General features: G+C 43.5%; 22 protein-coding genes. 11 read left to right on the top strand and 11 right to left on the bottom strand.

Translation table 11 applies throughout. The features are described from left to right. Window positions 1-44: 44 nt before the first annotated feature. The 4 genes from ACYTPF_RS02160 to ACYTPF_RS02145 all read right to left on the bottom strand — a co-directional run bounded on the left by ACYTPF_RS02160 (window position 45) and on the right by ACYTPF_RS02145 (window position 4,945). A complete protein-coding gene (locus ACYTPF_RS02160) occupies window positions 45-1,622 on the bottom strand; it encodes a gamma-glutamyltransferase family protein (RefSeq protein ID WP_461851042.1) in 1,578 nt (525 codons plus the stop codon). Window positions 1,623-1,825: 203 nt separating this feature from the next. Beyond that, entirely contained in the window at window positions 1,826-3,109 is a 1,284-nt protein-coding gene (locus tag ACYTPF_RS02155; RefSeq protein WP_461851041.1) for an amidase, read from the bottom strand. 284 nt (window positions 3,110-3,393) lie between these two features. Continuing rightward, a complete protein-coding gene (locus ACYTPF_RS02150) occupies window positions 3,394-3,957 on the bottom strand; it encodes a DUF924 family protein (RefSeq protein WP_461851040.1) in 564 nt (187 codons plus the stop codon). A 154-nt stretch (window positions 3,958-4,111) separates the two neighbouring features. Next, window positions 4,112-4,945, bottom strand: a complete 834-nt coding sequence (locus ACYTPF_RS02145; protein WP_269916321.1) for a MurR/RpiR family transcriptional regulator — start codon at window positions 4,943-4,945, stop codon at window positions 4,112-4,114. 435 nt (window positions 4,946-5,380) lie between these two features. Between ACYTPF_RS02145 and ACYTPF_RS02140 the strand changes: the two genes are divergently transcribed. Both ACYTPF_RS02140 and ACYTPF_RS02135 read left to right on the top strand, forming a co-directional pair. Next, entirely contained in the window at window positions 5,381-6,007 is a 627-nt protein-coding gene (locus ACYTPF_RS02140; RefSeq protein ID WP_461851039.1) for a CPBP family intramembrane glutamic endopeptidase, read from the top strand. A 47-nt stretch (window positions 6,008-6,054) separates the two neighbouring features. Then, entirely contained in the window at window positions 6,055-7,620 is a 1,566-nt protein-coding gene (locus tag ACYTPF_RS02135) for a mechanosensitive ion channel family protein (RefSeq protein ID WP_461851038.1), read from the top strand. Window positions 7,621-7,630: 10 nt separating this feature from the next. On the opposite strand, the gene ACYTPF_RS02130 is transcribed toward ACYTPF_RS02135, so the two are convergent. The 3 genes from ACYTPF_RS02130 to ACYTPF_RS02120 all read right to left on the bottom strand — a co-directional run bounded on the left by ACYTPF_RS02130 (window position 7,631) and on the right by ACYTPF_RS02120 (window position 10,740). Beyond that, window positions 7,631-8,854 (bottom strand): DUF3080 family protein, encoded by a 1,224-nt coding sequence (locus ACYTPF_RS02130; protein WP_461851529.1) that lies wholly within the window; start codon window positions 8,852-8,854, stop codon window positions 7,631-7,633. 176 nt (window positions 8,855-9,030) lie between these two features. Further along, window positions 9,031-9,792, bottom strand: coding sequence for a pteridine reductase (locus tag ACYTPF_RS02125; protein WP_461851037.1), 762 nt, complete (start codon window positions 9,790-9,792; stop codon window positions 9,031-9,033). A gap of 63 nt (window positions 9,793-9,855) precedes the next feature. Next, window positions 9,856-10,740 (bottom strand): fructosamine kinase family protein, encoded by an 885-nt coding sequence (locus ACYTPF_RS02120; protein ID WP_461851036.1) that lies wholly within the window; start codon window positions 10,738-10,740, stop codon window positions 9,856-9,858. Window positions 10,741-11,211: 471 nt separating this feature from the next. Between ACYTPF_RS02120 and thrS the strand changes: the two genes are divergently transcribed. The 4 genes from thrS to rplT all read left to right on the top strand — a co-directional run bounded on the left by thrS (window position 11,212) and on the right by rplT (window position 14,471). Further along, window positions 11,212-13,128, top strand: coding sequence for a threonine--tRNA ligase (gene thrS, locus ACYTPF_RS02115; protein ID WP_118489586.1), 1,917 nt, complete (start codon window positions 11,212-11,214; stop codon window positions 13,126-13,128). A gap of 112 nt (window positions 13,129-13,240) precedes the next feature. Further along, window positions 13,241-13,780, top strand: coding sequence for a translation initiation factor IF-3 (gene infC, locus ACYTPF_RS02110; protein WP_179985174.1), 540 nt, complete (start codon window positions 13,241-13,243; stop codon window positions 13,778-13,780). Between the two features lie 118 nt (window positions 13,781-13,898). Beyond that, the gene (rpmI, locus tag ACYTPF_RS02105) at window positions 13,899-14,096 is read left to right on the top strand and encodes a 50S ribosomal protein L35 (RefSeq protein WP_012518091.1); all 198 of its coding nucleotides are present in this window, start codon (window positions 13,899-13,901) and stop codon (window positions 14,094-14,096) included. An 18-nt stretch (window positions 14,097-14,114) separates the two neighbouring features. After that, entirely contained in the window at window positions 14,115-14,471 is a 357-nt protein-coding gene (gene rplT / locus ACYTPF_RS02100; protein ID WP_012518092.1) for a 50S ribosomal protein L20, read from the top strand. Window positions 14,472-14,611: 140 nt separating this feature from the next. Here the strand turns inward: rplT and ACYTPF_RS02095 are convergent, their stop codons facing one another. Both ACYTPF_RS02095 and ACYTPF_RS02090 read right to left on the bottom strand, forming a co-directional pair. Further along, a complete protein-coding gene (locus tag ACYTPF_RS02095; RefSeq protein ID WP_461851035.1) occupies window positions 14,612-16,021 on the bottom strand; it encodes a mannose-1-phosphate guanylyltransferase/mannose-6-phosphate isomerase in 1,410 nt (469 codons plus the stop codon). A 29-nt stretch (window positions 16,022-16,050) separates the two neighbouring features. Further along, window positions 16,051-17,505 (bottom strand): undecaprenyl-phosphate glucose phosphotransferase, encoded by a 1,455-nt coding sequence (locus ACYTPF_RS02090; RefSeq protein ID WP_118489581.1) that lies wholly within the window; start codon window positions 17,503-17,505, stop codon window positions 16,051-16,053. A gap of 668 nt (window positions 17,506-18,173) precedes the next feature. Between ACYTPF_RS02090 and ACYTPF_RS02085 the strand changes: the two genes are divergently transcribed. The 5 genes from ACYTPF_RS02085 to ACYTPF_RS02065 are packed head-to-tail and all read left to right on the top strand — an operon-like array spanning window position 18,174 to window position 23,665. Further along, entirely contained in the window at window positions 18,174-19,379 is a 1,206-nt protein-coding gene (locus tag ACYTPF_RS02085) for an outer membrane beta-barrel protein (RefSeq protein ID WP_461851034.1), read from the top strand. 59 nt (window positions 19,380-19,438) lie between these two features. Continuing rightward, window positions 19,439-19,924, top strand: a complete 486-nt coding sequence (locus ACYTPF_RS02080) for a polysaccharide biosynthesis/export family protein (protein ID WP_162889845.1) — start codon at window positions 19,439-19,441, stop codon at window positions 19,922-19,924. A gap of 26 nt (window positions 19,925-19,950) precedes the next feature. Then, a complete protein-coding gene (locus ACYTPF_RS02075; RefSeq protein ID WP_461851033.1) occupies window positions 19,951-22,167 on the top strand; it encodes a GumC family protein in 2,217 nt (738 codons plus the stop codon). A gap of 9 nt (window positions 22,168-22,176) precedes the next feature. Continuing rightward, complete coding sequence (locus tag ACYTPF_RS02070) at window positions 22,177-22,917, top strand: tyrosine-protein phosphatase (protein WP_461851032.1); 741 nt, start codon at window positions 22,177-22,179, stop codon at window positions 22,915-22,917. After that, window positions 22,910-23,665, top strand: a complete 756-nt coding sequence (locus ACYTPF_RS02065; protein WP_461851031.1) for a VpsP family polysaccharide biosynthesis protein — start codon at window positions 22,910-22,912, stop codon at window positions 23,663-23,665. The genes ACYTPF_RS02070 and ACYTPF_RS02065 overlap by 8 nt, the downstream gene beginning before the upstream one ends. Here ACYTPF_RS02065 and ACYTPF_RS02060 read toward each other — a convergent pair whose 3' ends face one another. Next, window positions 23,666-24,076: a 3-phosphoshikimate 1-carboxyvinyltransferase gene (locus ACYTPF_RS02060; protein WP_461851030.1), complete on the bottom strand. Its 411-nt coding sequence runs from the start codon at window positions 24,074-24,076 to the stop codon at window positions 23,666-23,668. A gap of 33 nt (window positions 24,077-24,109) precedes the next feature. Next, on the bottom strand, window positions 24,110-25,516 hold the full coding sequence (locus ACYTPF_RS02055) for an O-antigen ligase family protein (protein ID WP_461851528.1): 1,407 nt from the start codon (window positions 25,514-25,516) through the stop codon (window positions 24,110-24,112). Window positions 25,517-25,545: the final 29 nt, after the last annotated feature.

Raw genomic sequence — 25,545 nt, 5'->3', positions numbered from 1 at the left:
TTCCAAAAAAACGGGGTTGTGGAAGCGAAGGGTTAAAAACAAACCTAGCGATGACCGAAGTAAGCTTTACCGTCACTTCGCGGGTCGCTCGCGCCGCTAACCGAGCCCTCTGTGTCGCGAATAATGGCACCCGCGTGGCCCATAAGTTCGTTGCAAGGGTCTACCGTAACCATATCGTGCCCCCTTGCCAGTAAGCTTTCGCCCACGTATTCAACTAAATCACGTTCTGCTTTTAAGTTGTGGCTTTGATCGCCCCAGGTTCTGCCAAGTAACCATCGACCAAGGGAGATAGCTTTACCAATAGGCTGTCCGTGGTAAATATGGCGGGCAAATAGCGCGGCTTGGGTTTGAGGTTGACCCTCACCACCCATGGTGCCGTAACTCATACGGCGTCCGTCGATAAGCTCGGCAAACGCAGGGTTTAACGTATGGAAAGGCTTTAAGCCAGGCGCTAAATACTGGTTACTGTTTGAGTCTAGCGAGAACGAAGTGCCTCGGTTATTCCATACAATGCCAGTTTGAGGGCTAACTACGCCTGAACCGAACTCCCAATAAAGAGATTGAATGTAGCTCACCATACGACCTTCTGAGTCGCAGCAGCCCATCCATATGGTATCGCCATGCTTGGCTTCGTGTGGCCACGGCAATGCTTTATCTAGTGAAATGTTTTTCACCATTTCATCAAGTGCGTCGTCACTTAACAGGCTTTGTAAATTTACCGGGGTACGAGACGGGTCGGTTACATTCGCGTTACGGGCAATGAAAGCTTGTTTGGTACATTCAATAAGTAAATGCACCATGTCTGCATCGGTATTGCCTAAATGCTGAACCTTGTCATAAAGTGCCAAGATAATAAGCGAGGCTACACCTTGCGTTGGTGCAGGTAGGTTATAAAGCTTGCCTTTGCTGGTAGATACTGACAATGGCTCAACAATCGTTGCTTTGTAATTGTTGAAATCTTCAAGGCGAATAGGCGAGCCAGCCGCTTCTAAGTCTTCAGCCAGTTTTGCCGCTAATTCACCATGGTAAAAATCATCAAGCCCTTTATCTGCCAAATGCTTTAAGGTTTCTGACAGCTTTGTTAGTTTTAAAATTTTGCCTTTTTTAAGCGCCTTGCCTTTAATTAAAAATTGCGCGAAGTTTTCGTCAGCGCTTAGTTCGTCGAAGGTCTTGTTACTGGCATCAACTAAACTTTGAGTAACTTCAATACCCCAGTTAGCTTGGCTTATCGCCGTATCAAACAATGTGGTTAGTGGTAAACCGCTTTGCCATTCATGGCTTATATCTAGGGCAGCTTTCCAACCTGCCACTGCGCCGGCCATGGTCAACGCAGACTTGCCGCCTCGGCTTGGTATGGCATCGCTACCTTCGTAAAATGCGGGTGTTGCGCCTTTTGCTGCCACGCCTGATGCATCGATACCAATAGGCTTTTTGCCCGGCTCACTGATGAGCCAAAATCCGTCACCGCCCATGCCGTTCATATGTGGGTATTCAACGGCAATAGAGGCTGCAGCGGCTACCATAGCTTCAATAGCGGTGCCGCCTTTTTCTAGTATGTTTAAGCCCACTTGTGATGCTGCAAAGTGAGGGGCTGTAAACGCAATATTAGGTTTTTCACTCATAATTATTTCCTTCAAAAACTCAGCAACCACGCCATCGTGTTTAGCCCTAGTTAGTCAAGAGCTAGGTAAACAGACGCGTTGTCTCGTCTTACTTCCGTTTCTTCTTTCAACTTAAATGCGATAGGGCGCTCTGTGCTTTACTTCAGTGCGGAATAACCGGCACTTAAATGAAGTTAAACAGATACTTTGCGCGCTTTACACCTTTAGCGAGTGGTTAGCGTTTTAGCTAACGCGAGAAGTGCAAGATCGTTGCCTTTTTTGCCCACAAGCGATAATCCGCACGGGGCATTGTGTAGGGTAAACAACGGTAAATGAAGCTGGGGTAAACCCGCAAGCCCTGCTACTGCCGTAAGGGCGAGCAGAGCGTTTCTATCATTTGCCAGAGTCGTATCATCGGCGTCACATCGAGGTGCAACACCAGGTGTTGTGGGAATAACCAAAACGTCTATTTCTTCAAATAGCCTAATTAAATGGTTTATTACCACGATTTGCTGCGCTTTAGCTTGTTCTACATCTCGTGTTGTTATGGTTTTACACCAATCCAAGCGCAACATAATATCGTTAGCGATGTCGGGTTGAGTATTTTCAATCCATTCACCATGCTGCTGCCAAATTTCACTGCCTTGTAAAGTGCGAAATGTAGCGGCGGTTTGTAACTTGTTTAAATCAAGCTGTGCTTCTGATAGCGCAATACAATTATTGCTGTCTTCAAGAGCGTTAAGCCAAGTTTGGCAAAGCGATGTATGAGCGGTTTGCTCAAACAAGTGTGCCGCTATACCCAAGCGAGGTTCGTTAGGTATGTCACTTTGCGTAGCACTATCAAGACAAACATTGGCTACCTTTGACAGTGTATCTAAATCCCTCGTCATCCATCCCACGGTATCGAACGATGGTGCAAGGGCTACCATGTTGTCGCAAGCCACAGCGCCATGGGTGGTGCGAAGCCCCCATAAACCCTGATAGCTAGACGGTACGCGTATAGAGCCACCTGTATCTGTGCCAAGACCAATGTCGGCAAGGTGTGCGCTAACGGCAACCGCAGAACCCGACGACGAACCGCCAGGAATATGAGCTGGCGCTACCGGGTTCACAAGCGTTTCATAATGCTTATTTTGCCCGTGTAAGCTGTAGGCAAGTTCGTCAGTAATGGTTTTACCTTTAAACGCGGCGCCTGCTGTAAGCATATTCGCCACACAGCTATTTGTACTTTTTGGTACGGGGTGCGTTGCCAACCAATCCGGGTTGCCCGCGGCTGTCGGTAAACCTTCAATATCGAATAAATCTTTTACCGCAAGCCCTAAACCGCTTAGCGGTTTGTTTACATTGCACGCTTTTGTTGTGCCTTCAGTTAACCCTTGGCTTGCTTGGTTATTTAAAGACGACGTTTCGCCCTCACCGTTATAAATGCCATTAAAGGTTGTTTCTAAATTTTCAATCGCCTGCGTGAACTTTGCATCACAGGGCTTTAGTACAAAAGGAGAGCTCACAGCGCGTTACTTATTAATTATTGTTTCTTTATTAGTCTTTCCATCATGAAACAACTGTTTCACTATAAAGTCAAGAGAAACGATCGTTGCTTTTCGCTTCAATAGAAATAAATGTCTAATTGGGAATAAATGAAGACGTGAGCAAGAACGCAAAGCGAGGCTCAGTTACAGCGGGTTACGGTTAAGCAGGCTTACCGAGCTGTGTGCTTTTCTCTGCGTTTTCTCTGGGGCTATTTGGATGGGGTAAATAGCTTGGGAATATGCCTAGTTGTGCCAGTTAGTAGCTAAAAGCCTTGAGGGTTTTCTTTCAGAAAGGCAGCTTCTTCGGCTGTAGATTCACGGCCTAACACTGAATTTCGGTGAGGGTAGCGTCCAAACCTTTCAATGACCGCCTGATGGCGTTTCTCAAAAGTGTATTCTTTCTCAAGCCCTTCCTGAGAGAAGAGTTCCAGCGCTACATCGTGAATAGCTAACGACTCGCTGTGCATAAAAGGCATGTACAGAAACGCCCGTTGTTGCGGGGTAAGCATTTTGTCAGCTTCTACACTTACCGCTTCTTGAGCCAATATTAACGCTATATTGTCAGCACTAAACGCATCTGGCTGATTGCGATAAATATTTCGGGAAAATTGATCAAGAAGAATAATTTCGGCAAGCCTACCTGTGGCCGTAGCGCGCCAAGGCCAAAGTTCACCACGCGCAGCCGCTGCACGCAACGAAGAAAACCGTGAAGCAATGGTTTTATCTAGCGCTGAATCTTCTTTAAACCATTGTTCAGGTGACAGTTCACCAAACCAAAAGTCTAGTACACCGTTAGCCTCTTCCATGACTACTCGCGTTTTATCCATATTCACCTCAACTACACGCTTTCTGCAGTAAAATAAAAGTCATTAAGACTTATACTTCTTTTTATCGAAAAAGTTCCATTTTCGCTTGCGAAATCGTAATTGTGTGCTACGACCGCCTATATAGTATTGCTCAAAAAGCGTGCTATGGGAAGGGTTAACGTTTAGGACTTTCTAGTTCATCCATCTGAATGTAAATATCAGTAATGGCATCAACACGGTCTGCGGCCTTGCTACCTAATGCGTCGTAGGTAAGGTTACACAGGGATGCGACTAAGCTCATAGGCGCGGCGTAGCTGTCGAAAGGAGAGTCGCTACCAATGTGGGTTACAAGCAGGTGGTCTACATCATTGCGATAACCTTGGCCTGTAGGGTCGGTTATTAGCACCGTTTTGCAGTGTTTAATGCTGTTTAAAACAAACTTGAATTGGCGGGTCCTACGACGGAAGCCGAAAAGTACCACTAGATCATTTTCTGTGAGGTCAATAAGATCTTCGCTAAGGGTCTGCCCAGGTTGTGGAAGTACGCGAACCGATGTCCTAATTTGCTTAAGCTGCTGTCTAAAATGAAGGGCGATAGGGTAAGCGTTGCGAAACCCAATTAACGTAACCTGACCTGCTGAAGCAAGCAATGTAGCTATATCTTTTAGTGCATCGGACGATGTACCGTCGAATGTATTAGCTAAATTTTTACTATCACTTTCATGCTGTAGAACGCTGCTTGAAGGATTTACTACAGGCACGCCCTGCTCACGTAGTTGCACTAATGCGTCTTTGGCTTGTTGGTGCGACTCGAAGCCCAGCTGGCGAAAGAACCGACTTACCGTGGCTTTCGAAGTTCCTGTTTTTTCTGCAATGAATGAGGTGGACTGGCTAAGCACAGCGATAGGGTTTTGCTGAATGTAATGCGCGATAGATTTGCCCGAAGGCGACAACGCGGCATAGTGTTTTTCAATCTGTTGTAAAACGTCGCTAGGGCTATTTTTTGTCATTGGTATCGCCTTATACATCTTGTGCAATTATTTCACGACTTTTGTTCGATATACAAACACAACGTGAAATTCACCAATCAATTCCACTGAAAATTGCCAAGGGTTACGAAGATAAGAGTGAGAATAACGAATAAGTAGGTTATTAAATGCCGGTCTTCAAATTATATTTATCGAGAACAAATCTAAAAAGTTTAAAGCCAGTAATGGCTTACCTAAACTAACACCTGTTTTGGGCTAAAGTTGCATCTAATTACTTCTTCAATTCATACATTTTGGCACTACACTTTCATACTTACTAACGGTAAAAATTCACGAAAGTGTCATCAGTTGGTAATTATTTTGTTGGTTTAGCTGTTTTGCTGTTTTTCTAGGCACACCCGATTTACTGAAAAGGTCTACAGCGAGTTCAGCGTGATTTAAAGAAAGAGGTGAGTTGTGGCAAAGCTGTGGTCTGAATTGATCTTGCTATTTGTAGCAGTTCCTTTTGCCGTTCTTTACTGGATTAAGCATTTTGCAGATTATCTCATGCCTATTTTAGGGGTAATGGGGCTTTGCTGTTTGGCTGTCTTGTTAGCAGATAAACAATTTAAACGTATTAAATTGTGGCATTGGGAAGATTATCGAATACATTTTAAAAGTACGCTCAGGCTATTTTTGCCGTGGGCGAGTCTACTAGCGCTTGTGGTTTACTTTTTAAAACCCGAGCTGTTTTTGCACTGGCCTATGAATCAACCATGGATGTGGGTAGCTACTTTGCTGATTTACCCCATAGTGTCGGTTATCCCACAAGAGATTATTTTCCGTACCTATTTCTTTCATCGTTACAAGCGTATTTTGCCTTCCAAATACGCAAGATGGGGGCTAAGTACTTTTCTATTTGGTCTTGCTCATTTGGTATATGGAAACTGGATTGCAGTAGTAGTTTCTTGGATTGGCGGTGCTATTTTTGGCTACAGGTATATGCAAACAAACTCAACGCCTGTTGTGGTTATTGAACATGCCATATGGGGAAGCTTTTTGTTCACCATTGGGTTGGGATCTTATTTAGTTATTACTTCGTAACAACTTTTGTTAATAACAATCACACATGAACACCAAGGAGTAGGGTTATGTTCAGTGCTTTGCAAACTTTGCTATCAACAATCGCTGATAAGTGCTTAGAGAATAGTTTTTTTTCCAGCGGCCTAGCCGAAAGTTTAAGCGGCGTAGCCACAAACTTAAACGGCATAGCCCTGAATTTAAACGGCATAACGCTGAAATTAAAAGAATTAGCTTTCAACCCCTTCACACAAACTCTGCTTCAGCAAGATGATGACGCTGGTGCGATAACTAGCTTGTCGAGCGCTCAGTCGTTGCTTTCGCAGCTGTGGGATAGCTTTATATATCGTTTGCCAGGCATGGCGCTAGGCATAGTTATTATGGTGGCGTTTATTCTTTTGGCGCCACACGTCGCAAAGGTTTTAGTTAAGCCGTTAACGCGGACAACCACGTCTCCGCTTTTGCGCTCGGTCATTCAACGAAGCGTTAGCTTACTTTTAATACTCCTTGGTATTTATCTTTTTCTGTTCTTAGCTGGGCTTACCGGGTTTGCCATTGCGGTAGTAAGTGGTACTGGTGTAGTTGGGCTTATTCTTGGTTTCGCATTTCGCGATATTGCAGAGAATTTTATTTCAAGCCTTTTACTTACCATTCAACGCCCGTTTCGAATAGGCGATATCGTACAAATTAATGACTTCACCGGCATTATTCAGAAAGTGACGGCACGCGCCACAACGCTGGTGGATTTTGACGGTAACCACATACAAATACCCAACGCGACCATTTACAAAGGCGTGATTAAGAATTTAACCGCTAACCCGCTTATGCGAGGCCATTTTGTTATTGGGGTAGGTTACGACGCCGATATACAAGATGCGCAGCGAATAGCCCGAGAAGTTACCGCAGAGCAAGGCAATGTTTTAAGTGACCCTGAACCGCAAATTCTTATTGATGAACTGGGCGCTTCTACCTACAACGTAAAGGTCTATTTTTGGGTGGATGTAGAGAAAACTAGCGTACTAAAAATGTCATCCGTACTTATGCGTAATATCACCCAAGCGTTCTTAGATGCGAATATTAGTATGCCGGATGATGCTCGAGAGCGGATATTCCCAGAGGGTATGCACCTTAGTATTGAAAAAAGCGAACCGGTAGGCTCGCAACGTCACGAAGACAATACAGAAGACAGCCAAGAGCTAAAACCAGAACTTAGCTCGGAACTAAACCCAAAACTAGACCCAGATGGCAAGGAAAGCGTATCAACAGGGTTCTCTGGTGGAAAAGAATCGGCCCAAGAAGTTGCGGCTGAACATTCAAGTGATAAAAGTGATAGAGCTAAAAGCAGTGAAAGTGCTGATAACTTGAAGAGCAAGAGCCAGAATAAGAACAAGAGCAAGAACCCGTTAGGTCATAGTCCGGCCGGTGATTATACCGTTGAGCCTTCAGGTACTTCAGCGCACAGCAACGAGCAGCAACAAACTAATAGCCACAAAAACGATAACCATAAAGGCAATAAGCAAACAGAGAATCGCCAACAGCCAACATCTAATGAAGATGACGTATCATCAGAAGCCCATGAAATAAGAGAGCAGGCCCGCAAGTCGAGAGACCCAGAGGCCGGTGAGAATATTCTCTAATACCGCGGCGTTAAACCGGTGGTACCGGTGAAAGGTTACACCTGCCAAGAAAACCTTGCCACAGGTTAACATGAGCTTTCATAGCGCGACTGTATTCGTCAAAACCGTCTTGAGATTGCTGTTTGATATAGTGTTTGAACTCTTCATGTAATGAAGGCTGTTTAAGCCAGTCTTCCCACAAGGGAGCTAGCTTGTAATGGTATTGATTTACCAAGCTTCCCACGGGCTGTATTTCTTCAATAAAAAATAAGTAAAACACGTTTCGCAGTATCTTGGCTTTATCACTAGCGCGGCCTTCCGGGCAGCTCACTGCATCGAGTTCAGTGGTTAGCATGTTTGTAAGCAAAGAAAGGTTTTGCGTTAACGTTTGTTGTGTATGCCACAGCGTAGCGGGTAATCGAGCTGAACGTATAATTTGTAGCTGTTGTTCTAACTCGCTGCTGTCGATAAGGCTTTCTTCACTATCAATTGGGCTTTTATCAATGACCTCGTCACTGGCGCTACCTGTATCACCTTCAGAAGCATTGCCAACGAGGTTCTGTTCAGCTGTTAACGTTTTAGCGCTTTGCTTTGGTGCCGTCTCGCCATAAGAAAATGACATGTTATTCAAGCTGCTTAGGTAAAACAGCGCATTAACGCTTGAAAGGGCGTCTTTATTATTTTCAACGGAAAAAAGACGTTCAGGCGTGTTTAGCGCCAACCTTAATTCTTGGCTCCCTTGAATAAGGTTTGCCCATGTTTTGCTGTAATCTTGTGACTTTTGTTCACGCCACGAAGCAATGGTTTCGGCCAGCGCCTTATTTTTTTTAAGCGCGTTTTTATCTGCGCTTTCACTATCACTAACCCTGCCACTTGCTACTAATGCTGCTTCACAGCTTTTCAAAACACTAAGCAACTTGCTTTCATAAGCTAGTCTTTGGGACGGCAGCTGGCTTTTTCCCAACGATGTATTGCGCTCGGCAACCACAGTGCCTAACTCACAATCTTGCAGTGCATAAAACTCGCGCAAGTTAATGCTAACACCCTCTATAGTGTGTTTTAGCGTTGCTGAGTCGGCCAGTTTAGGAAGTGGGGTAGTGATCTTGTCGTTGAATGTATCGGGTAGGGGCGTGTCTAGTACTCTAGAAAGACGTTCTGCATAATCTTCAATGCTCTGCTTTACCGTATTGCCCCCAAAGCACCCGAATAAGGTAACTATGCCTGCGCTGACAATGCTGATGCGGCAGAGTTTTATGAATCTACCGCCGCTGTATATATTTGTATCTTGGACGCCGCAAAAGCTTTTTTTCTGATAGCCGCGTGCGCTGTTATTCCCATAGCCGCAATCGCTACTATTCTCATAGCCGCAGAGGCTTTTATTCTTACAGCCGCGGGCGCTTTTCAATTGAAAAGTCAGGTTGCGTAAAGCCTTCACGCTGATGCACCAGTGTGAAGGCCGCGACCTCCGTCAACATAGATAATTTGCCCGGTGATATAGGGCGCCGACACTAAAAACGACAGCGTATTAGCAATGTCTTCAGGTGTACCTAGCTCGCCCAGCGGAATGCTTGATAGCAGTTTGTCTTTTTCTGCATCATCCATTTCCCGCTCTGGCCACAAAATAGCGCCAGGGGCGATACCATTTACACGTACCTTAGGCGCTAAATCTATAGCTAACGATTGGGTAAGCGAGGCAAGCCCCGACTTAGCAATTAAATATACGCTGTGGCTGGGCAGGGGCCGGTCGATATGCATGTCGACCATGTTGATAATGCAACCCTTGTTCGCTTCTAAAGCGGGGGCTAGCGCTTGCGATAAAAACAGCGGCCCTTTTACGTTGCTTCCTACTAGAGAATCCCAGTCATCTTCTGAAATATTACCCACGGGCGTAGGGTAAAAGCTTGAAGCATTGTTTACTAACACGTCTAGCTGACCCCATATATTTAGCGCCTTTTTGCCTAGCGCCTTTACTTCGTCTGAATTGCAAAGGTTGGCTTGTAAGCAGGCGGCAGAATCCGGTCGTTGACTATTTAGCTTTTCAGCCAGCGCAAAAGCATCGTCTTTAGAGTGCCCATAATGAATGATAATGCGATAGCCTTCATTGTGTAGCTTACACGCCATGGCGGCGCCTATTCGTTTAGCTGCCCCAGTAATCATTGCTACAGGAAATGCAACAGGGCCTGAATTTGTCATAATAAAAGCTACTCTCTATTTTAAATCGTTTGGCGGTTGTAAGGCTTGTGTACTGCGCTTTTTTTAATGCCTATAGATGTCTTCTAATATTTGTTCGGCTTGCGCAATATAATGCGCGCCGAATAATAACCCGTGATTTAAAATATGGTAAAGCTGGTAAATTGGTTTTCTTAAAGCGTAATTTTTTTCAATTGGCGTGTACTGGTGGTAGCCATCAAAAAAGGTATCAGGGAAACCACCAAACAGTTCAGCCATAGCAAGGTCTGTTTCACCGTCGCCAACATACACGGCAGGGTCGAACAAAACAGGCCCCTTTTTGTTGAAGCCTGCGTTACCCGCCCATAAATCGCCGTGAAGCAGCGAAGGGTGGGGTTGATGTAAGCTTAGAAGGTGTTTTACTTTCGTAACAATATTATCAATATCGCCGTTTTGTTTTGTCCATAGCCCATTCAATGCCAAGCGTTCTAACATACTGCCAATGCGTTTCTCGGCAAAAAAGTCGGCCCACGATGCCATACGCCCGTTGGTTTGCACGCTGGCCCCAATATAGTTGTCGTGGGGCCACCCATAGCTGGTGTAGGCGTTAACGCTATGTAGCGCAGCAAGCTGCTGCCCTAGCGTAAAATAATCGCTTACAGCAGGCTCAACAAATCGTATATGAGAAAGTACTAAATACTCCATATTGGGCGATTCGTTTGCCGTAATACCGTGACAAATAACCTGGGGCGTACAAATGGTTTGTGTATTGGCAATAGCAGTCAGCCCTTCAGCTTCATGGGAAAGTTGCTGGGTGTCGTCGTAGCGCCTTGTTTTTACAAAATACCTGTGGGTCTCATCTTTTATGATGTAGCTTTCGTGAGTATCGCCACCGCTTACGCGCTCGGCCCTTTGGCAGCTAAAAAATTGCTGGGTCTCATCTGAAATATGCTCGCTAATAAAATGCCACATATTACACACTCTGCTTGGTTTAACGCTTAATTTCAAAGCGGCAAGGGTGTTTTGCAACTATTGGCCTAATGCAATTTAATGTGCACATAAGGGGCTCGCTTATTCACCGTTATCGCCTTCAACTAAAGTATGGGATAAAAATGGTGAAATGCATAAGTTGCGACATCAAATCTAATTAAAAACCTATTTGATATAAACAATGACACACTAATTAGTGAATAAAGGCTTTTCAATATTGAAGTTGACCATACACTGGTTATAATCCACCACTTGCTTTAACACGGCTTGATTTATAAAAGCTTATTAAACAAGCGCAGCGCGTGTGTTCTACTGTTACGCCAACTTGGATAACTGACGTAGACCGTTAACGTGGATTAGTGAAGCAAGTTTCGAGTGCTAAAAAGCACGATTAAATTTATCAAATAAATGCATGTGGCGCAGAGTAGGCGTCACCACTGTAAAGGAATTAAAATGCCTGTAATTACCCTTCCTGATGGAAGCCAACGCGCTTTCGATAACGCTGTTTCTGTACTAGACGTTGCAAACGATATTGGCCCTGGTTTAGCCAAAGCAACCATTGCAGGAAAAGTAAACGGTGAGCTAGTTGACGCCGTTGATATGATTGACGCGGACGCACAACTTCAAATTATTACTGCAAAAGACGATGAAGGGTTAGAAATTCTTCGTCACAGTTGCGCGCACTTGTTAGGTCACGCTATTAAACAGCTTTGGCCTAACACCAAAATGGCTATCGGCCCAGTTATCGACAACGGTTTTTATTACGATGTTGATATGGAAGAAAGCCTAACCCAGGAAGATTTAGCCAAACTAGAAAAGCGTATGCTTGAACTGGCTAAAACCAATTACAACGTGGTTAAAAATAAAGTGAGCTGGCAAGAAGCTCGCGATGCATTTGAAGCACGCGGTGAAAGCTACAAAATGGAAATTCTTGATGAAAACATCAGCAAGGACGACCGCCCAGCACTTTATCACCACGAAGAATACACAGACATGTGTCGTGGTCCTCACGTGCCAAACATGAAGTTCTGTCACCACTTCAAACTAATGAAAGTGGCAGGCGCTTACTGGCGTGGCGACAGCGACAACAAAATGCTTCAGCGTATTTACGGTACTGCATGGGCAGACAAAAAGCAGCTTAAGTCTTACCTACAGCGTCTAGAAGAAGCGGAAAAGCGCGACCACCGTAAAATTGGTAAAGCACTTAACCTATTCCATTGGCAAGAAGAAGCCCCAGGTATGGTGTTCTGGCACAACGATGGTTGGTCAATTTATACCGAACTAGAAAGCTTTGTGCGTAAGAAGCTGCGCGAATACGGCTACGACGAAGTAAAAGGCCCGTTAATGATGGACCGTACGCTTTGGGAAAAATCGGGTCACTGGGACAAGTACGCTGAAAACATGTTCACTACAGAATCTGAAAAGCGTGAATATGCTGTTAAGCCGATGAACTGCCCAGGTCACGTACAAATTTTCAACCAAGGTTTGAAATCGTACCGCGACTTACCGCTTAAAATGGCGGAATTTGGCTGCTGTCACCGTAACGAACCTTCGGGCGCACTACACGGTCTAATGCGTGTTCGTGGCTTTACGCAGGACGATGCTCATATTTTTTGTACAGAAGAACAGATCCTACAAGAGGTAAGTGACTGTATTAAAATGGTGTATGAGACATACGCAGCGTTTGGTTTTGAAGATATCAAAGTTAAGCTGTCTACTCGCCCTGAAAAGCGTGTAGGTGCTGACGAGATTTGGGATAAATCTGAAGCTGCGCTTGCGGAAGCACTTAAAGCTAACGATATCGAATTCGATTATCAGCCAGGCGAAGGTGCGTTCTACGGGCCAAAAATTGAGTTTACGCTGCACGATTGCTTAGACCGTGCATGGCAGTGCGGAACCGTACAGCTAGATTTCTCAATGCCAGGCCGTTTAGGCTCTACATATGTAGCTGAAGATGGCGAGCGCAAAGTACCGGTAATGATTCACCGCGCTATTTTGGGTTCACTAGAACGCTTCATCGGTATTTTGACCGAAGAATTTGCAGGTTTCTTCCCACTTTGGTTAGCACCTCAGCAAGTTGTAGTAATGAACATTACTGACAAACAAGCTGATTACGCATCAAATTGTGTAAAAAAACTGCAAGATTTAGGGTTTAGAGCAAAGTCTGACTTGCGAAATGAGAAGATCGGCTTTAAAATCCGCGAGCACACGTTAAAGCGTATTCCATATATGCTAGTTGTGGGCGATAAAGAAATGGAAGCGGGCGAAGTAGCAGTGCGCTCTCGTCGCGGCGACGACCTAGGCAAAATGAGCCTGGAAGACTTTATTGCCATGGCTCAACAAGAAGTTGTAGAAAAGACAATTAAATAGTTGAGCAATTTGTGTATAATGCACAAGTAAGGTGTCTGCTTTTGGTTTTACTTTAGGTCAATCGACCATCCCAAAAGCAGACAAAAGAATTAAATGTTTGGAGGAATAGCACATTAAAGGCGCTAACAACAAGGCTCAGGGCGACAAAGCCCGCATTAACGATGAGATTAAAGCCAGAGAAGTAAGATTAATTGGCAAAGACGGTGAACAGGTTGGTGTGGTTTCGCTAGCAGATGCTACGCGTGCCGCTGAAGAAGCGAGCCTAGATCTAGTAGAAATCAGTCCGAATGCCGAGCCGCCAGTCTGTAAAGTTATGGACTATGGCAAATTCCTCTTCGAAAAAAGTAAAGCTCAAAAAGAGCAGAAGAAAAAACAGAAGCAAATTCAGGTCAAGGAGATTAAATTTCGCCCTGGCACTGATGAAGGCGATTACCAGGTAAAACTGCGCAACCTGCGTCGCTTTCTTGAAGGTGGTGATAAAGCCAAAGTTACGATCCGCTTCCGCGGTCGTGAAATGGCGCACCAAGACATCGGTATCGATCTGCTAAATCGCGTTAAAGGTGATTTGGAAGATATCGCTACATGCGAGTCTTTCCCACGTCGTGTGGAAGGCCGTCAGATGATCATGGTGCTAGCCCCAAATAAGAAGTAGTAACGGTCTAAAGTTTTAAGGAATCTGCACCCTTAAACACCTTGCTGCTAAACATTAGCCGGTATGAAGTGACTGCAACACGAAAAATACCGATATTAAACAATGCGGAGTTTTAGCAATGCCTAAAATGAAAACTGTAAGCGGTGCCGCCAAACGTTTCAAGAAAACGGGTTCTGGCCGCTTTAAAAGCAAACAGTCTCACTTACGTCACATTCTGACTAAGAAGAGCTCTAAGCGTAAACGTCACCTTCGTGGCAAAAAACTGGTTCATGACTCTGATACCAAATTGGTTCAGCGCATGTTGCCTTACGTATAAGACTTAGGAGACTGATTAATGGCTAGAGTAAAACGCGGCACTATCGCACGTGCTCGTCACAAAAAAGTCCTCAAGCAGGCAAAAGGTTATTACGGCGCACGTTCACGTGTATATCGCGTAGCGGTACAAGCTGTAACTAAAGCTGGTCAATATGCTTACCGTGACCGTCGTCAGCGCAAGCGTCAATTCCGTCAACTATGGATTGCACGTATCAACGCTGCTGCTCGTCAAAATGGTATGTCATACAGCCGTTTCATTAACGGTTTGAAGAAAGCGTCTGTTGAAATCGATCGTAAGATCCTTGCCGACATCGCAGTACATGACAAAGCAGCTTTCAGCGCACTAGTCGAAGCGGCTAAAGGCGCATTAGCTTAATTATTAACTAATTAAGTTTAAGTTCTTTCGGAAAAAGGCGAGCAGGATGCTCGCCTTTTTTTCGTTTCTGGGGTTTAGATACAAAAAAGCAGAGCCAAAGCTCTGCTTATATCTATCACACTAGCGTGTAGCGCTCTCTGTTATTTTTTCTCTACGCGCCCATAACGGTCTGAAAACCTAACAATATCGTCTTCACCAAGGTAAGCCCCCGACTGCACCTCTATAAGCTCTAGAGGGATTTTTCCAGGGTTTTCTAAAGCGTGTACTGCACCGATTGGGATATAGACAGATTCGTTTTCTGTTACTAATTGAGTATTGTCATCAATAGTCACATTGGCACTGCCCGATACTACAATCCAATGCTCAGCGCGGTGGTGGTGCATTTGCACAGATAGTTTTTCACCAGGTTTTACCGTAATACGTTTAACTTGAAAGCGTGCACCGCTGTCAATTGAATCATAGCTACCCCACGGGCGGAAAACTTCACGATGGAATTCAAATTCGGGGCGTTTTTCAGCTTTTAATTTATTAACTACGTTCTTAATACTTTGGGCGTCGTCTTTGTGCGCGACCATTACGGCGTCTTTCGTTTCAACTACAATAACGTCTTCTAAACCAATTACCGAAACCAAACGCTGCTCTGCGTTTACATAACTATTTTTGGTATTTTCTAAAATAGTATCGCCTACACAAACGTTCCCGTTGACATCTTTATCTGCTGTTTCCCAAAGTGACGTCCAGCTGCCTACGTCACTCCATCCAGCATCTAAAGGAACCATTGCAGCGCTGTCAGTTTTCTCCATAACTGCATAGTCAATAGAGTCGTCAGGGCAGGTAGCAAAGATTTCAGCGTCAACACGAATAAAGTCTAAATCAGGTGCTTCAGTTTCAATGGCCCGACGACAGATTTCTAGCATCTCAGGGTGATACTTACCTAACTCTTCAATATAACGACTAGCTTTAAACATAAACATGCCGCTATTCCAGAAAAAGTCACCAGACTCAACATACTGTTTTGCAGTTTCAAGTTTTGGCTTTTCAACAAACTCAGCTACTTCAAACCCGACATTAAGTACATTTCCAGCCTTGATGTAACCGTATCCCGTATGCGGTTGGTCTGGAACTATACCGAAAGTTACAAGCTTACCTTCGTTTGCTAAAGCTTCTGCTTTAGTAATCGCACTATGAAATGTACTTTGGTCTTTAATTAGGTGGTCTGCTGCAAGTACAAGAAGTATAGGATCTTCGCCATTCTTGGTGGCGTGTAATGCTGCGAGTGCTATCGCGGGGGCAGTGTTACGACCAACAGGCTCTAATAGAATACCACCGTGCTTAATATTCTTTTTACGAAGCTGCTCTGCAACTAAAAAGCGATGCGCGTCATTACATATGAATACGGGCTCTTCGGCATCAGTGCCGCTTAAGCGTGTGATGGTATCTTGCAGCATTGTGCTGTCAGAAGTTAGTGCCAAAAATTGTTTAGGTAGAGCTGCTCGTGATTTCGGCCACAGGCGGCTACCTGTGCCGCCAGCTAATACTACAGGTTTCATTACTGATTTCCCTTTCTTATAAATTCTGTCTAGTAAGCGTTCTTGTTTATAAAACCATTAAAAACGGTCATGAACACTATCTTGATATCAAACCAAATAGACCAGCGGTGTATGTAATCTAAATCATATTCTACGCGCTGAACCATTTTGTTAGTGGTTTCAGTTTCACCACGCAGGCCATTTACCTGTGCCCAGCCTGTAATTCCTGGTTTAACCTTGTGGCGTAACATGTAGCCTGTAATGATCTTACGATATTCCTCGTTGTGCGCCACAGCGTGAGGGCGAGGGCCTACAATCGACATACGGCCTTGCAGAACATTAATAAACTGCGGAAGTTCATCTAAAGAGGTTCTTCTTAAGAAACCACCAATCTTAGTTAAGCGCGCGTCATTTTTAGTGGCTTGTTTTACAACTGCACCATTATCTTGCGTAGTCATAGACCGGAACTTGTACACTGTAATTTGTTTACCATCTAATCCGTAACGCTTTTGTTTAAAAATTACGGGCCCTTTAGACGTAAGTTTAACAGCTGCTGCAATCGCCAACATGGGTATAGAAATCAGCATAAGAATTAACGAACTTAAAACTACATCTTCAAAACGCTTAAGTACGTCGCTTGCACCTTGGAACGGTGTGTCGTAAACACTTAGCGCCTGGACGTTACCTACCGTCTGCCAGCGAGCGTTTAGTAGGTTGTACATGAAGAAGTTCGGAATAACATAAACGTTTGCCGTAGTATCACTACACTGCTCTAGTATGCTGCGAATCCGGTTTTCTGCACTCATCGGAAGGGCAATGTAGATGTAATCAACTTCATTACGTTTTGCCATCTCTATGGCTGCCTCTATATTCCCTAACACCGCACCCTGCATTTCGTGAGGCAGTCTTTCTGCTTCTCTATCGTCAAATAAGCCATTGAACTTAATACCTAAATGCTCATTTTGCTGTATCTGAAGTGCGACATTTGCGCCAAGTTGAGTAGCGCCAATAATGATTGAACGACGTGAGTTAAGGCCACTTTTACGAATGCGAAACAAAAATTTACGCATTACAAATCGCCACATTATCAACACAACAAATGATGATGCGAACCATAATAAAATTGCAGGCGGTGGGGTCTTAATTTCTTGAACAAAGAAATACCCCATCGTCATAGTACCCAAAATACTCAATGCCCAAGTGATAGCCGCTGCTCTAAGCATCTCTTGGGTTCCGTGCCCACGCCAAGACCTATAAAGCTCTACACCTTCCGCCGAAATTTGAAAGCAAATTACATTAACAAATAAAAGGATAAGGCTTGTAGTGTCTATCTGATTTCCGTAATACGCAGCAGATGAATAATAAAGAATAGTGACAAGGGAAAGGTCAATAAGTCTGTAAACAGTAGAAAAACCACTTTGGTTTCTAACAACTAAACCACCGTTGGTGTTGGGTTCAACCGGATGAGCTTTAATCGCTTTGTTAGAATCTACTCTATTGTCCATTTAGGTAATCTCTAGGTGAAAAGTGAAGGCCGCCGTGAATGGATTGGTTATCTTACTAACTTGATCCAAATATTACGTAAACAGTAAAAACAGCTAATACATTTGTCTAAATCTAAGCAAGAGTCATGCCTGATGGTGTAGTCACCTCTGCCACTCACTCAACTATACGTGATTAACTTAGTTATTTTAGATTCATCGTTTGCCATTGTAACAATATTGGACCGTTATTGTAATTTTATTACAGCAAGCGACTTTATTTCGTACTAATTTGGTGCAGAAAGAGTAGAATGACGCCCTCGCACTTTCCATTAGTTATATAAATACGATAGCATACTAAGCAGAATGGCGTGACGACATATAGCTGAAACAATACCTAAGTATTTTAGTGCATACTTTCATTTTGGCTGATGTGTTAGTAAGTGAGAGAGTTTAACTTAGATGTGAACGAACCAACTTCTTACACATCAAAGCACGATCCCGCAAAAACGGCACGTCTATTGCTCACGGTAAGATATAGTTTAGGAAAATCGGTAAAAAAACACCAAAAGTTGTAAAAGATGCAATTTTTCTCTTTATAGAATTATTTGCTTGTGCAATGTGTGAAACCGAAACGAAGTTACAGTTTATAGTTTGTCATTATAGATAGGTCATCGAAGGAAGGAAAAAATATGTTTAAAAGGACCAAAAGCATTATAGCAATGTCGGTAATTTGCGCCACCCCGACACTATATGCCCAAGAGGCCGGTCGAATTCAAGCAGGGCAGTTCGATTTGATTCCATCATTTACTTCGTCGATGGCTTATGTCGATAACGTAGCGAATGCCAGAGACAATCAAAGTAAAATTTACAGCTGGCGAACAACGCTTTCACCAGAGCTTATCGCTGCTACAGAGGTGGACGGAAACCCAATTCAAGTTGGTTATAGATTAGAGAAAGGTATTTATTTCTCTAGCGAAAATGATGATTACATTGACCATTTCGTAGAAGCGTCGGGTGACTTTGAATTAAACAGCCGTCATCGCATAAGTGCACTTGCTCAATATGAAGACGGACACGAAGACCGAGGTACTGGTTTTTCAATTGGATCAGGCTTAGATATATCGACGCCAGATACTTATAAAAGCAGTAATTTATATGGTGAATATAGCTACGGCGCCGCTACTACTGATGGCATGATAACGTTAAAGGCGCGGCGTCAAACCCTTGATTACGATAGAACCGAAGATGCATACATTATTCGTGACCGCGCAAAAAACATGGTCGGCGCTGAATTTGGTTACCAGATTGGCTCCGCAACAAGTATGGTTGTTGATGTTACAAAGACTTTCGTAAAATATGACGAACAACTTGGTTTAGTTACTCGTGACAATGATGAAACCCGTATACTTGTTGGTGTTGTATGGGAGAGTACTGCTGCAACTACCGGTTTTGCGAAAGTAGGTTATAAAGAAAAAGACTTTGATGATGAATCTCGTGGCACTTTCTATGGTACCGACTGGGAGGTTGGTATTGATTGGCAACCTGTTAGCTATTCAACTGTAAGAATCTCTACCAGCGCAGATACGTTTGAAACTAACGGTGAGGGTGACTTCATTCGAGGTCAAAATTATAGTGTGCGATGGAACCATGATTGGTTAGAGAGAGTCAGCACGTCTTTTAGTGTTACGCAGCAAAATGACGAATATGTATTCAATGAAATAGATATTGTTAATAGGGATGACGAATTGATGAACTACTCTGCAGCGCTAAATTATCAAGCACGTAGATGGTTAAAATTCAGCACGTTTTATCAGTACACAGATAGAGATAGTAACAGAGATACTATCGGCTACGACAAAAGCGAAATTGGTGTAACAGTAGAGGTAACACTGTGAAGCAAAAAGCGGTTAGCTTATTTTCATTAATATTCTTACTTTTTGGCTCGTTACAAATAATGGCCCAAGAGGGCAATTTAAGTATGAGCCAATATCAGTTGGGCTCTGGCGATAGAATTCAAATAAGCGTTTTTGGGCAAGAAGACCTTTCAATGGAAGTTCGCCTGCCAGATGTTGGTACTATCAACTATCCATTTCTTGGTGAAATAAAGCTTGTAGGTTTAACTGCAGCACAAGTAGAGCAGCTTATATACGACGGTTTACTAGGTGACTACCTTGTTAACCCATCTGTTTCTGTAGCTATCGTGGAATATCGCCCGTTCTTTATTGATGGCGAAGTTAAGCGCCCTGGCGGCTATGCTTATCAACCAGGGTTGTCAGTAAACAAAGCGGCCGCGTTAGCAGGCGGGTATACCGAACGCGCAGCGCGAGACAAAATTACCATCATTCGCGAAAAAGACGGCAGAACTAACGAGTTCACTGTAACGGTTAGCGACATGATCCAACCTGGTGACATTATCACCATTAATCAGCGTTTCTTCTAAATTATACGTAGCGTTCAGGAATAAAAATGGCAGTAAATAGCAGGGAAGAGTTAAACGCCGGTGTGTTTGAAAATGAAACCATCGACATTGCTCACTATTTAGGAATTATAAAGCGTTACGCATTTCGTATTATTTCGCTAGCAATTGCGTTCACAATACTTGTGGCGCTTTTGGTAATGCGCATGACGCCTATGTATACTTCTACCACCACTATATTGGTTGAAGCAGACAAAGCAAATGTTGTTTCAATTGAAGAAGTCTATGGCTTAGATACCAAGCGTAAAGACTACATGCAAACTCAGTTTGAAATATTACAGTCGCGTCAAATTGCAGAGCGTACGGTGGAAAGCTTGTCATTATGGAATAATGAAGAGTTTATGCCAGCCAAAGAAGAGCCAGGCCTGGTAGACGGGCTTAAAGCGAAGCTTTTGGAAGCACTGCCATTTTTGCCGCAAGAAGACCCAAAAGAGCTTACCGAAGAGCAAATTTTAGCGGGTAAAAAGCGTAAAGCAACGTCGTTATTAATGAGAGCATTGTCAGTAGAGATGGTAGATAACACGCAAGTAATGCGTATTACCGTTACTACTGAATCTCCGCGACTGTCGGCTGAATTAGCCAACGCTGTTGCTGACGTGTACATCGAAAACTACCTTCAAGCTAAGTTGGATATGACAGCAAAAGCGACGTCTTTTCTTACAGAAAGCTTAGAAGGTTTGAAGCAAAAGCTAGATGTTGCAGAACGTAACTTGGCGAAGTTCTATGAAGAAAACCAAGTGGTAAACATTGACGGTGTAGTAGGTTTAGCGTCTGAAGAACTAGAGCAGCTAAGTAAGCAGTTATTAGATGCGCAAACGGCGCTTAAATTAAACGCGGTTATTTACAAACAAACACGTAATGATGTTTCATTAGATGATATTGCGCGTTTACCAGAAGTGCTTAATCATCCAACCATAAGAGACGTTCGTCGCGACGAAGCTAAGGCTATGACGCGAGTAAGTGAGCTTAGCAATGTATACGGCCCGAAACACCCGCGTATGATTGCGGCAAACGCTGAGCTTTCATCAATTAGGGAAACACTGAACGGTCAAATACGCGACCTTATTAGAAGTATTACAACGCAATACGAAGTATCTGAAGATAGGGTAGCGCAATTAGAGCGTGAAGTGTCTCGGGCAAAAGCCGAATTCCGCGACCTATCCGCATTGGATAATCAGCGCAAAGCCCTTCAGCGCGAAGTTGATATTAATCAGCAGCTATACAATTCATTTTTCACACGCTTAAAAGAAACAGACGAGCTAGGTGGTTTTGAATCTGCAAACGCAAGAGTGTTGGATGAAGCGCTTCCAAATTACGCGCCTTCAAAACCAAACAAGAAATTGTTAATTGGCGCAGCTTTCGTATTCAGTGTTGGCTTTGGTGTGTTCCTAGCTATTGCGATGGAAACGCTTAACAGTGGTATACGTTCAGTGGAAGATGTAGAGCGCAAGCTTGGTCAACGTATGTTGGGCCTTATTCCTTGGCTACCACACAAGAAAAAGACTGATTTGCCCGTTCGTTCATTCTTCGACGGTAAAAAGCATCAGTTTGCCGAGTCTGTTCGCACATTGCGTACTAGCTTGTCTTTATTGAATTTAGACAAAGAGCAACAAGCCATAATGGTAACCTCAAGTGTACCTAAAGAAGGTAAAACGACGGTTTCTATAAACTTGGCGTTCGCCTTAGGCCAGCTAGATAAAACGATACTTATCGATGCCGACTTACGTCGCCCTAGTGTAGGTAAGCAATTTAACATTCCGAACTATCAGCCGGGCGTAGCAAACCTTATCTTGAAGTCACATACTTTAGATGAGTGTTTGGTGAGGGATGAAGAGTCTAATATCGACATCTTATCAGCAGGTACTATACCTTCTAACCCGCAGGAACTATTGTCGGATAAAGGTTTCAACGAGCTTATAGCGCTGTTAAAAACACAGTATAAGTATGTTGTAATTGATACTGCACCTACTCAAGCGGTAAGCGATTCTATGCTAATTGCTAACTCTTGTGACTCGGTAATTTACGTAGTACGTGCCGATAGTACCAGTGAAAAGCTTATTAATAATGGGCTGTCTCGGTTCTTACAAGTAGGTCATCGCCTTGATGGTGTAGTACTAAATCAAGTAGACTTACGCAAATCAGGAGCAGCACAAAGGTACGCTGGGTTTTATGACCAATATGGGTATACTAGTCATAAAAACAGCTAACAGCATTTATTGATAGACTTACATAGCCACATATTGCCTGGCATCGACGATGGTGCCAGGTCTTTAGACATTGCCTTGGAGATGGCACAGCAAGCTATAGATGGCGGTGTTCGCCATATGGTTTGTACACCACATATCCACAAGGGCTACTTTGACAATACGTTTAAGTCTATCGAACATACTTTCCTAGAATTTAAAAAAGAAATAAACCGCGCGTCTATTCCTCTTTCTCTTTCTTTTGCCGCAGAAGTGCGCGTCAACGAGCTAATTCCTATTTGGTACAAACAAAAGGAACTGCCTTTTTTGGGCGAATATAACGGCAAGCATATCCTGCTACTAGAAATGCCACATAGTCACATACCGCAAGGCTTGGAAGTACTTATAAAATGGCTTTTGAAAAATAACGTACAGCCACTTATTGCGCACCCAGAGCGGAATCGCGAGCTGTTAGCCGAGCAGCACAAATTCAGTTGGCTGCAGCGTCAAGGCTGTATGTTTCAAGTTACCGCAGGTGCGTTAACAGGCCGCTTTGGCGACAAGGTAGAAGACTTTGCATTAGCTATGATGCGAAACAAAGCATTTCATGTAGTGGCGTCAGACGCCCATGACCTTGTACGCCGCCCTAACGATATGAGCGCCGCCTACGAAGTTGTATCGACATTCAGTGATGAGTTCGCACAAGAAGTTTTTGTAACGCGACCTGGTGCGATAGTGTCGTTTGAACAAAAAAATGAACCAATCAATGACTAGCCGTTCACTTAATATCTTCAAAGATAACAGCCTAATACTGAAGTGGACAATGGTGCTACTTGCTGGCTTCTGTTTTTTGTGGAGCTTCCAGCTTTTCATTGCGGGTAACGCGTATTACAGTGTGAAAAACGATATTGAGGGGTGGCAACTAAGCCCTGACATGGCTTCAATAAACAGAATTGACAGGGGCCTCGGTAAAATTGGAAACGCTATAGAGTATTTCCCAGATAACGCTTTGTATTATCAAATACAAGGGCAGCTATTCGAGTGGAAAGCCGTTGTTGAAAAGAGAAATGAAGAGTCGAGCGATGCTGAATTAGGCTTAAAGAGCCATAGTGATAACTTAAACAATGCGGCACAAAGCTATGAAAAAAGCCTGTTATTAAGGCCTACTTGGAGCGGCAGTTGGATTGGCTTGGCATCGGTAAAGCTGCTGCGTGATGAGTTAGATGATGAGTTTTATCATTATCTAAAAAACGCGAGGCAAGCCGGCCCACAAGATGCCATAGTGCACAAGTTTATTGTGGAATTCGGCTTAGAAATGTTTAGTGCAAGGTCTATTCACTACGTAAAAATTAAAGAGCAATTGAAACAGCATTTGAATTTAGGCCTTCAAAACCCGCTAAGCAGAGATTTTGTATTAAAGGCAATACAAAAGCACAATGCGAGTGAAACCGTTTGTAGATGGTTGCGCGATGCCAGTTACCCAGTTCGAAAACGCATTCCTAACTGTATAACATATAATTAGCTAGCCTTTTCCGTTTAGCCAATCCCACAAGCCTAAAGAAAACCCTTCGAAAAGGTTTATACCCAGCCAGCTCTTTAAAATATACAGTAGCACTAGGCCTAACACTAAAGATACGCATAAGAATAAAGCAATAAGCCCAGCCATGACCAGTTTGCCTATACGGCTTTCGGTACGCGATAGGTCGCGCTTATCTCGGCCTGCCAATAAAACAAAGTAATATCGGCTTTGTAGTAAACCTATAGTGCCTCTTACATCAACTTTATGGCTACCCCATCGCCGACCGGCCAGGGCTGTGTTTAAGTGAAACAGTTGGTCGTCAGTAAAAGAATCGGCAACATTTTTAGGCATACGTTCCAGCATATGTTGAACGTTTGGCTCTTCTTTTATCGGTCGCTTTATCTTTAATACCACACAAATCCCCTTGTGTTATAAAACCAATGCTGGTTATTTATCTTGTCTTCCCATAGGTATATCGCGGCTTAACGCACCTAGCGCTAACAGTATAATAAATATAGCGGTATTTGCTGGTGCTTGTAGAGGAAAGTCTACTGTACTGTGTAATGCCATCCCTATAACCGCCATAACAGTTGCAAAGGCTGTTCCTCTTGGCAGTGGATGTCTTCGGTGTCGTATTGCGCTTAAGGCGCTTTTCGCGCACAGCAATACAAGCACGGCTATAATGGCTGCGCCTACTATGCCAAACTCAATAACAAACTGAAGGTATTCATTGTGAGCATGATCGTAAAAGTGCTGAATAGATTCACTTTGTACCTGAGGGTATACCGTATAAAAGGTGCCTCCGCCTGTACCGATAATTCCATATTGAGAAAGAAGGGGCAGGGCATCAGTTACAACTTCATCTCTGCTTTCTTGGGTTAAGTTTGTTTGTTCTAAGCGTTGCTGTACCTGCTTAAGTCCAAAAAGGCTACTAACAATAAGAATGTCGATTACCAGCATACTGATAAATAGCACTACATAGCTTTTTTGACGGGGTTTAAAGTAAATTAAGCCTAGTGTGGCGGTAATAGTCATAGCTATGAAAAAGGCGCTGTTACCCATTCTAGAGCGCGACATAACTAACGCGATAACCATAATGATAATACCAATACGAAACAGCACTTTATTGCTTAACCAAAAACGCACTATTCTACGTAAACGCTCTCTAGGGCTAGAACCGCTTCGAACACGCAAGCTAGCTATCATGTAACCAATGGCAGCGCTTAAACATAGCAAAAGAAAGTTAGCGTAGTGGTTCTTATACACAAAACTTCCCGTGGCAATATGCGAAACAGGTAACTTAAACACCAAGCTATACTGCAGACCAGACAATACTTCTAACGAACCATATATAGCCTGAAACACGCCGGCAGCACTTATCACAATCAATATATATCTAAGTCGCTTGCCTGTATTAACCAATGTCAGCGTTATAAAAAATAAGAAGCAATAGGCGAGGGACTTAAAAAATATTACGTCGCTTTGGCCCACATCGAAGCTAAGAGGTAGCCATTGCGAGCTTATACTTTCCATGCCCTGAACATTTTCATTAAGTAAAAAATTAACGCGTTCGGGGCGTAAAGCTTCAACCAAAGAAAAGGGCAGAGGGACTATATTGATAAGCTGCCAGGTTAAAAATACTAACCATACAATTACCAGCAGTTTGTATTGTGTGTATAGCTTTGTAAGTAGAGATTTGTGCGTAAGTAATAAGATGCCGCCAAGAAAGAAAACTGACATTTGCATTAGTGCCCACGCCCACGGGCGATTGGCACCTAGTGATAAAGGCAACCAAAACAAGGTAAACAAAAGAAAACCGAAAAGAAACTTTTCGGTTTTCTGGGTATTAGAAATAGGCACTTACAACGTACTAGCGCGAAATT

This window comes from Alteromonas sp. HB246098, from assembly GCF_054890645.1.
Note: the sequence above shows the minus strand (reverse complement) of the source record. Positions and strands in the feature narration are given on the sequence as shown.

What these genes read in the sequence shown, in the direction of transcription:
- ACYTPF_RS02160 (WP_461851042.1), bottom strand. Translation starts at nt 1,622, where the DNA reads ATGAGTGAAAAACCTAATATTGCGTTTACAGCCCCTCACTTTGCAGCA.
- ACYTPF_RS02150 (WP_461851040.1), bottom strand. Translation starts at nt 3,957, where the DNA reads ATGGATAAAACGCGAGTAGTCATGGAAGAGGCTAACGGTGTACTAGAC.
- ACYTPF_RS02145 (WP_269916321.1), bottom strand. Translation starts at nt 4,945, where the DNA reads ATGACAAAAAATAGCCCTAGCGACGTTTTACAACAGATTGAAAAACAC.
- ACYTPF_RS02135 (WP_461851038.1), top strand. Translation starts at nt 6,055, where the DNA reads ATGTTCAGTGCTTTGCAAACTTTGCTATCAACAATCGCTGATAAGTGC.
- ACYTPF_RS02125 (WP_461851037.1), bottom strand. Translation starts at nt 9,792, where the DNA reads ATGACAAATTCAGGCCCTGTTGCATTTCCTGTAGCAATGATTACTGGG.
- ACYTPF_RS02120 (WP_461851036.1), bottom strand. Translation starts at nt 10,740, where the DNA reads ATGTGGCATTTTATTAGCGAGCATATTTCAGATGAGACCCAGCAATTT.
- thrS (WP_118489586.1), top strand. Translation starts at nt 11,212, where the DNA reads ATGCCTGTAATTACCCTTCCTGATGGAAGCCAACGCGCTTTCGATAAC.
- rpmI (WP_012518091.1), top strand. Translation starts at nt 13,899, where the DNA reads ATGCCTAAAATGAAAACTGTAAGCGGTGCCGCCAAACGTTTCAAGAAA.
- rplT (WP_012518092.1), top strand. Translation starts at nt 14,115, where the DNA reads ATGGCTAGAGTAAAACGCGGCACTATCGCACGTGCTCGTCACAAAAAA.
- ACYTPF_RS02095 (WP_461851035.1), bottom strand. Translation starts at nt 16,021, where the DNA reads ATGAAACCTGTAGTATTAGCTGGCGGCACAGGTAGCCGCCTGTGGCCG.
- ACYTPF_RS02090 (WP_118489581.1), bottom strand. Translation starts at nt 17,505, where the DNA reads ATGGACAATAGAGTAGATTCTAACAAAGCGATTAAAGCTCATCCGGTT.
- ACYTPF_RS02085 (WP_461851034.1), top strand. Translation starts at nt 18,174, where the DNA reads ATGTTTAAAAGGACCAAAAGCATTATAGCAATGTCGGTAATTTGCGCC.
- ACYTPF_RS02080 (WP_162889845.1), top strand. Translation starts at nt 19,439, where the DNA reads ATGGCCCAAGAGGGCAATTTAAGTATGAGCCAATATCAGTTGGGCTCT.
- ACYTPF_RS02075 (WP_461851033.1), top strand. Translation starts at nt 19,951, where the DNA reads ATGGCAGTAAATAGCAGGGAAGAGTTAAACGCCGGTGTGTTTGAAAAT.
- ACYTPF_RS02065 (WP_461851031.1), top strand. Translation starts at nt 22,910, where the DNA reads ATGACTAGCCGTTCACTTAATATCTTCAAAGATAACAGCCTAATACTG.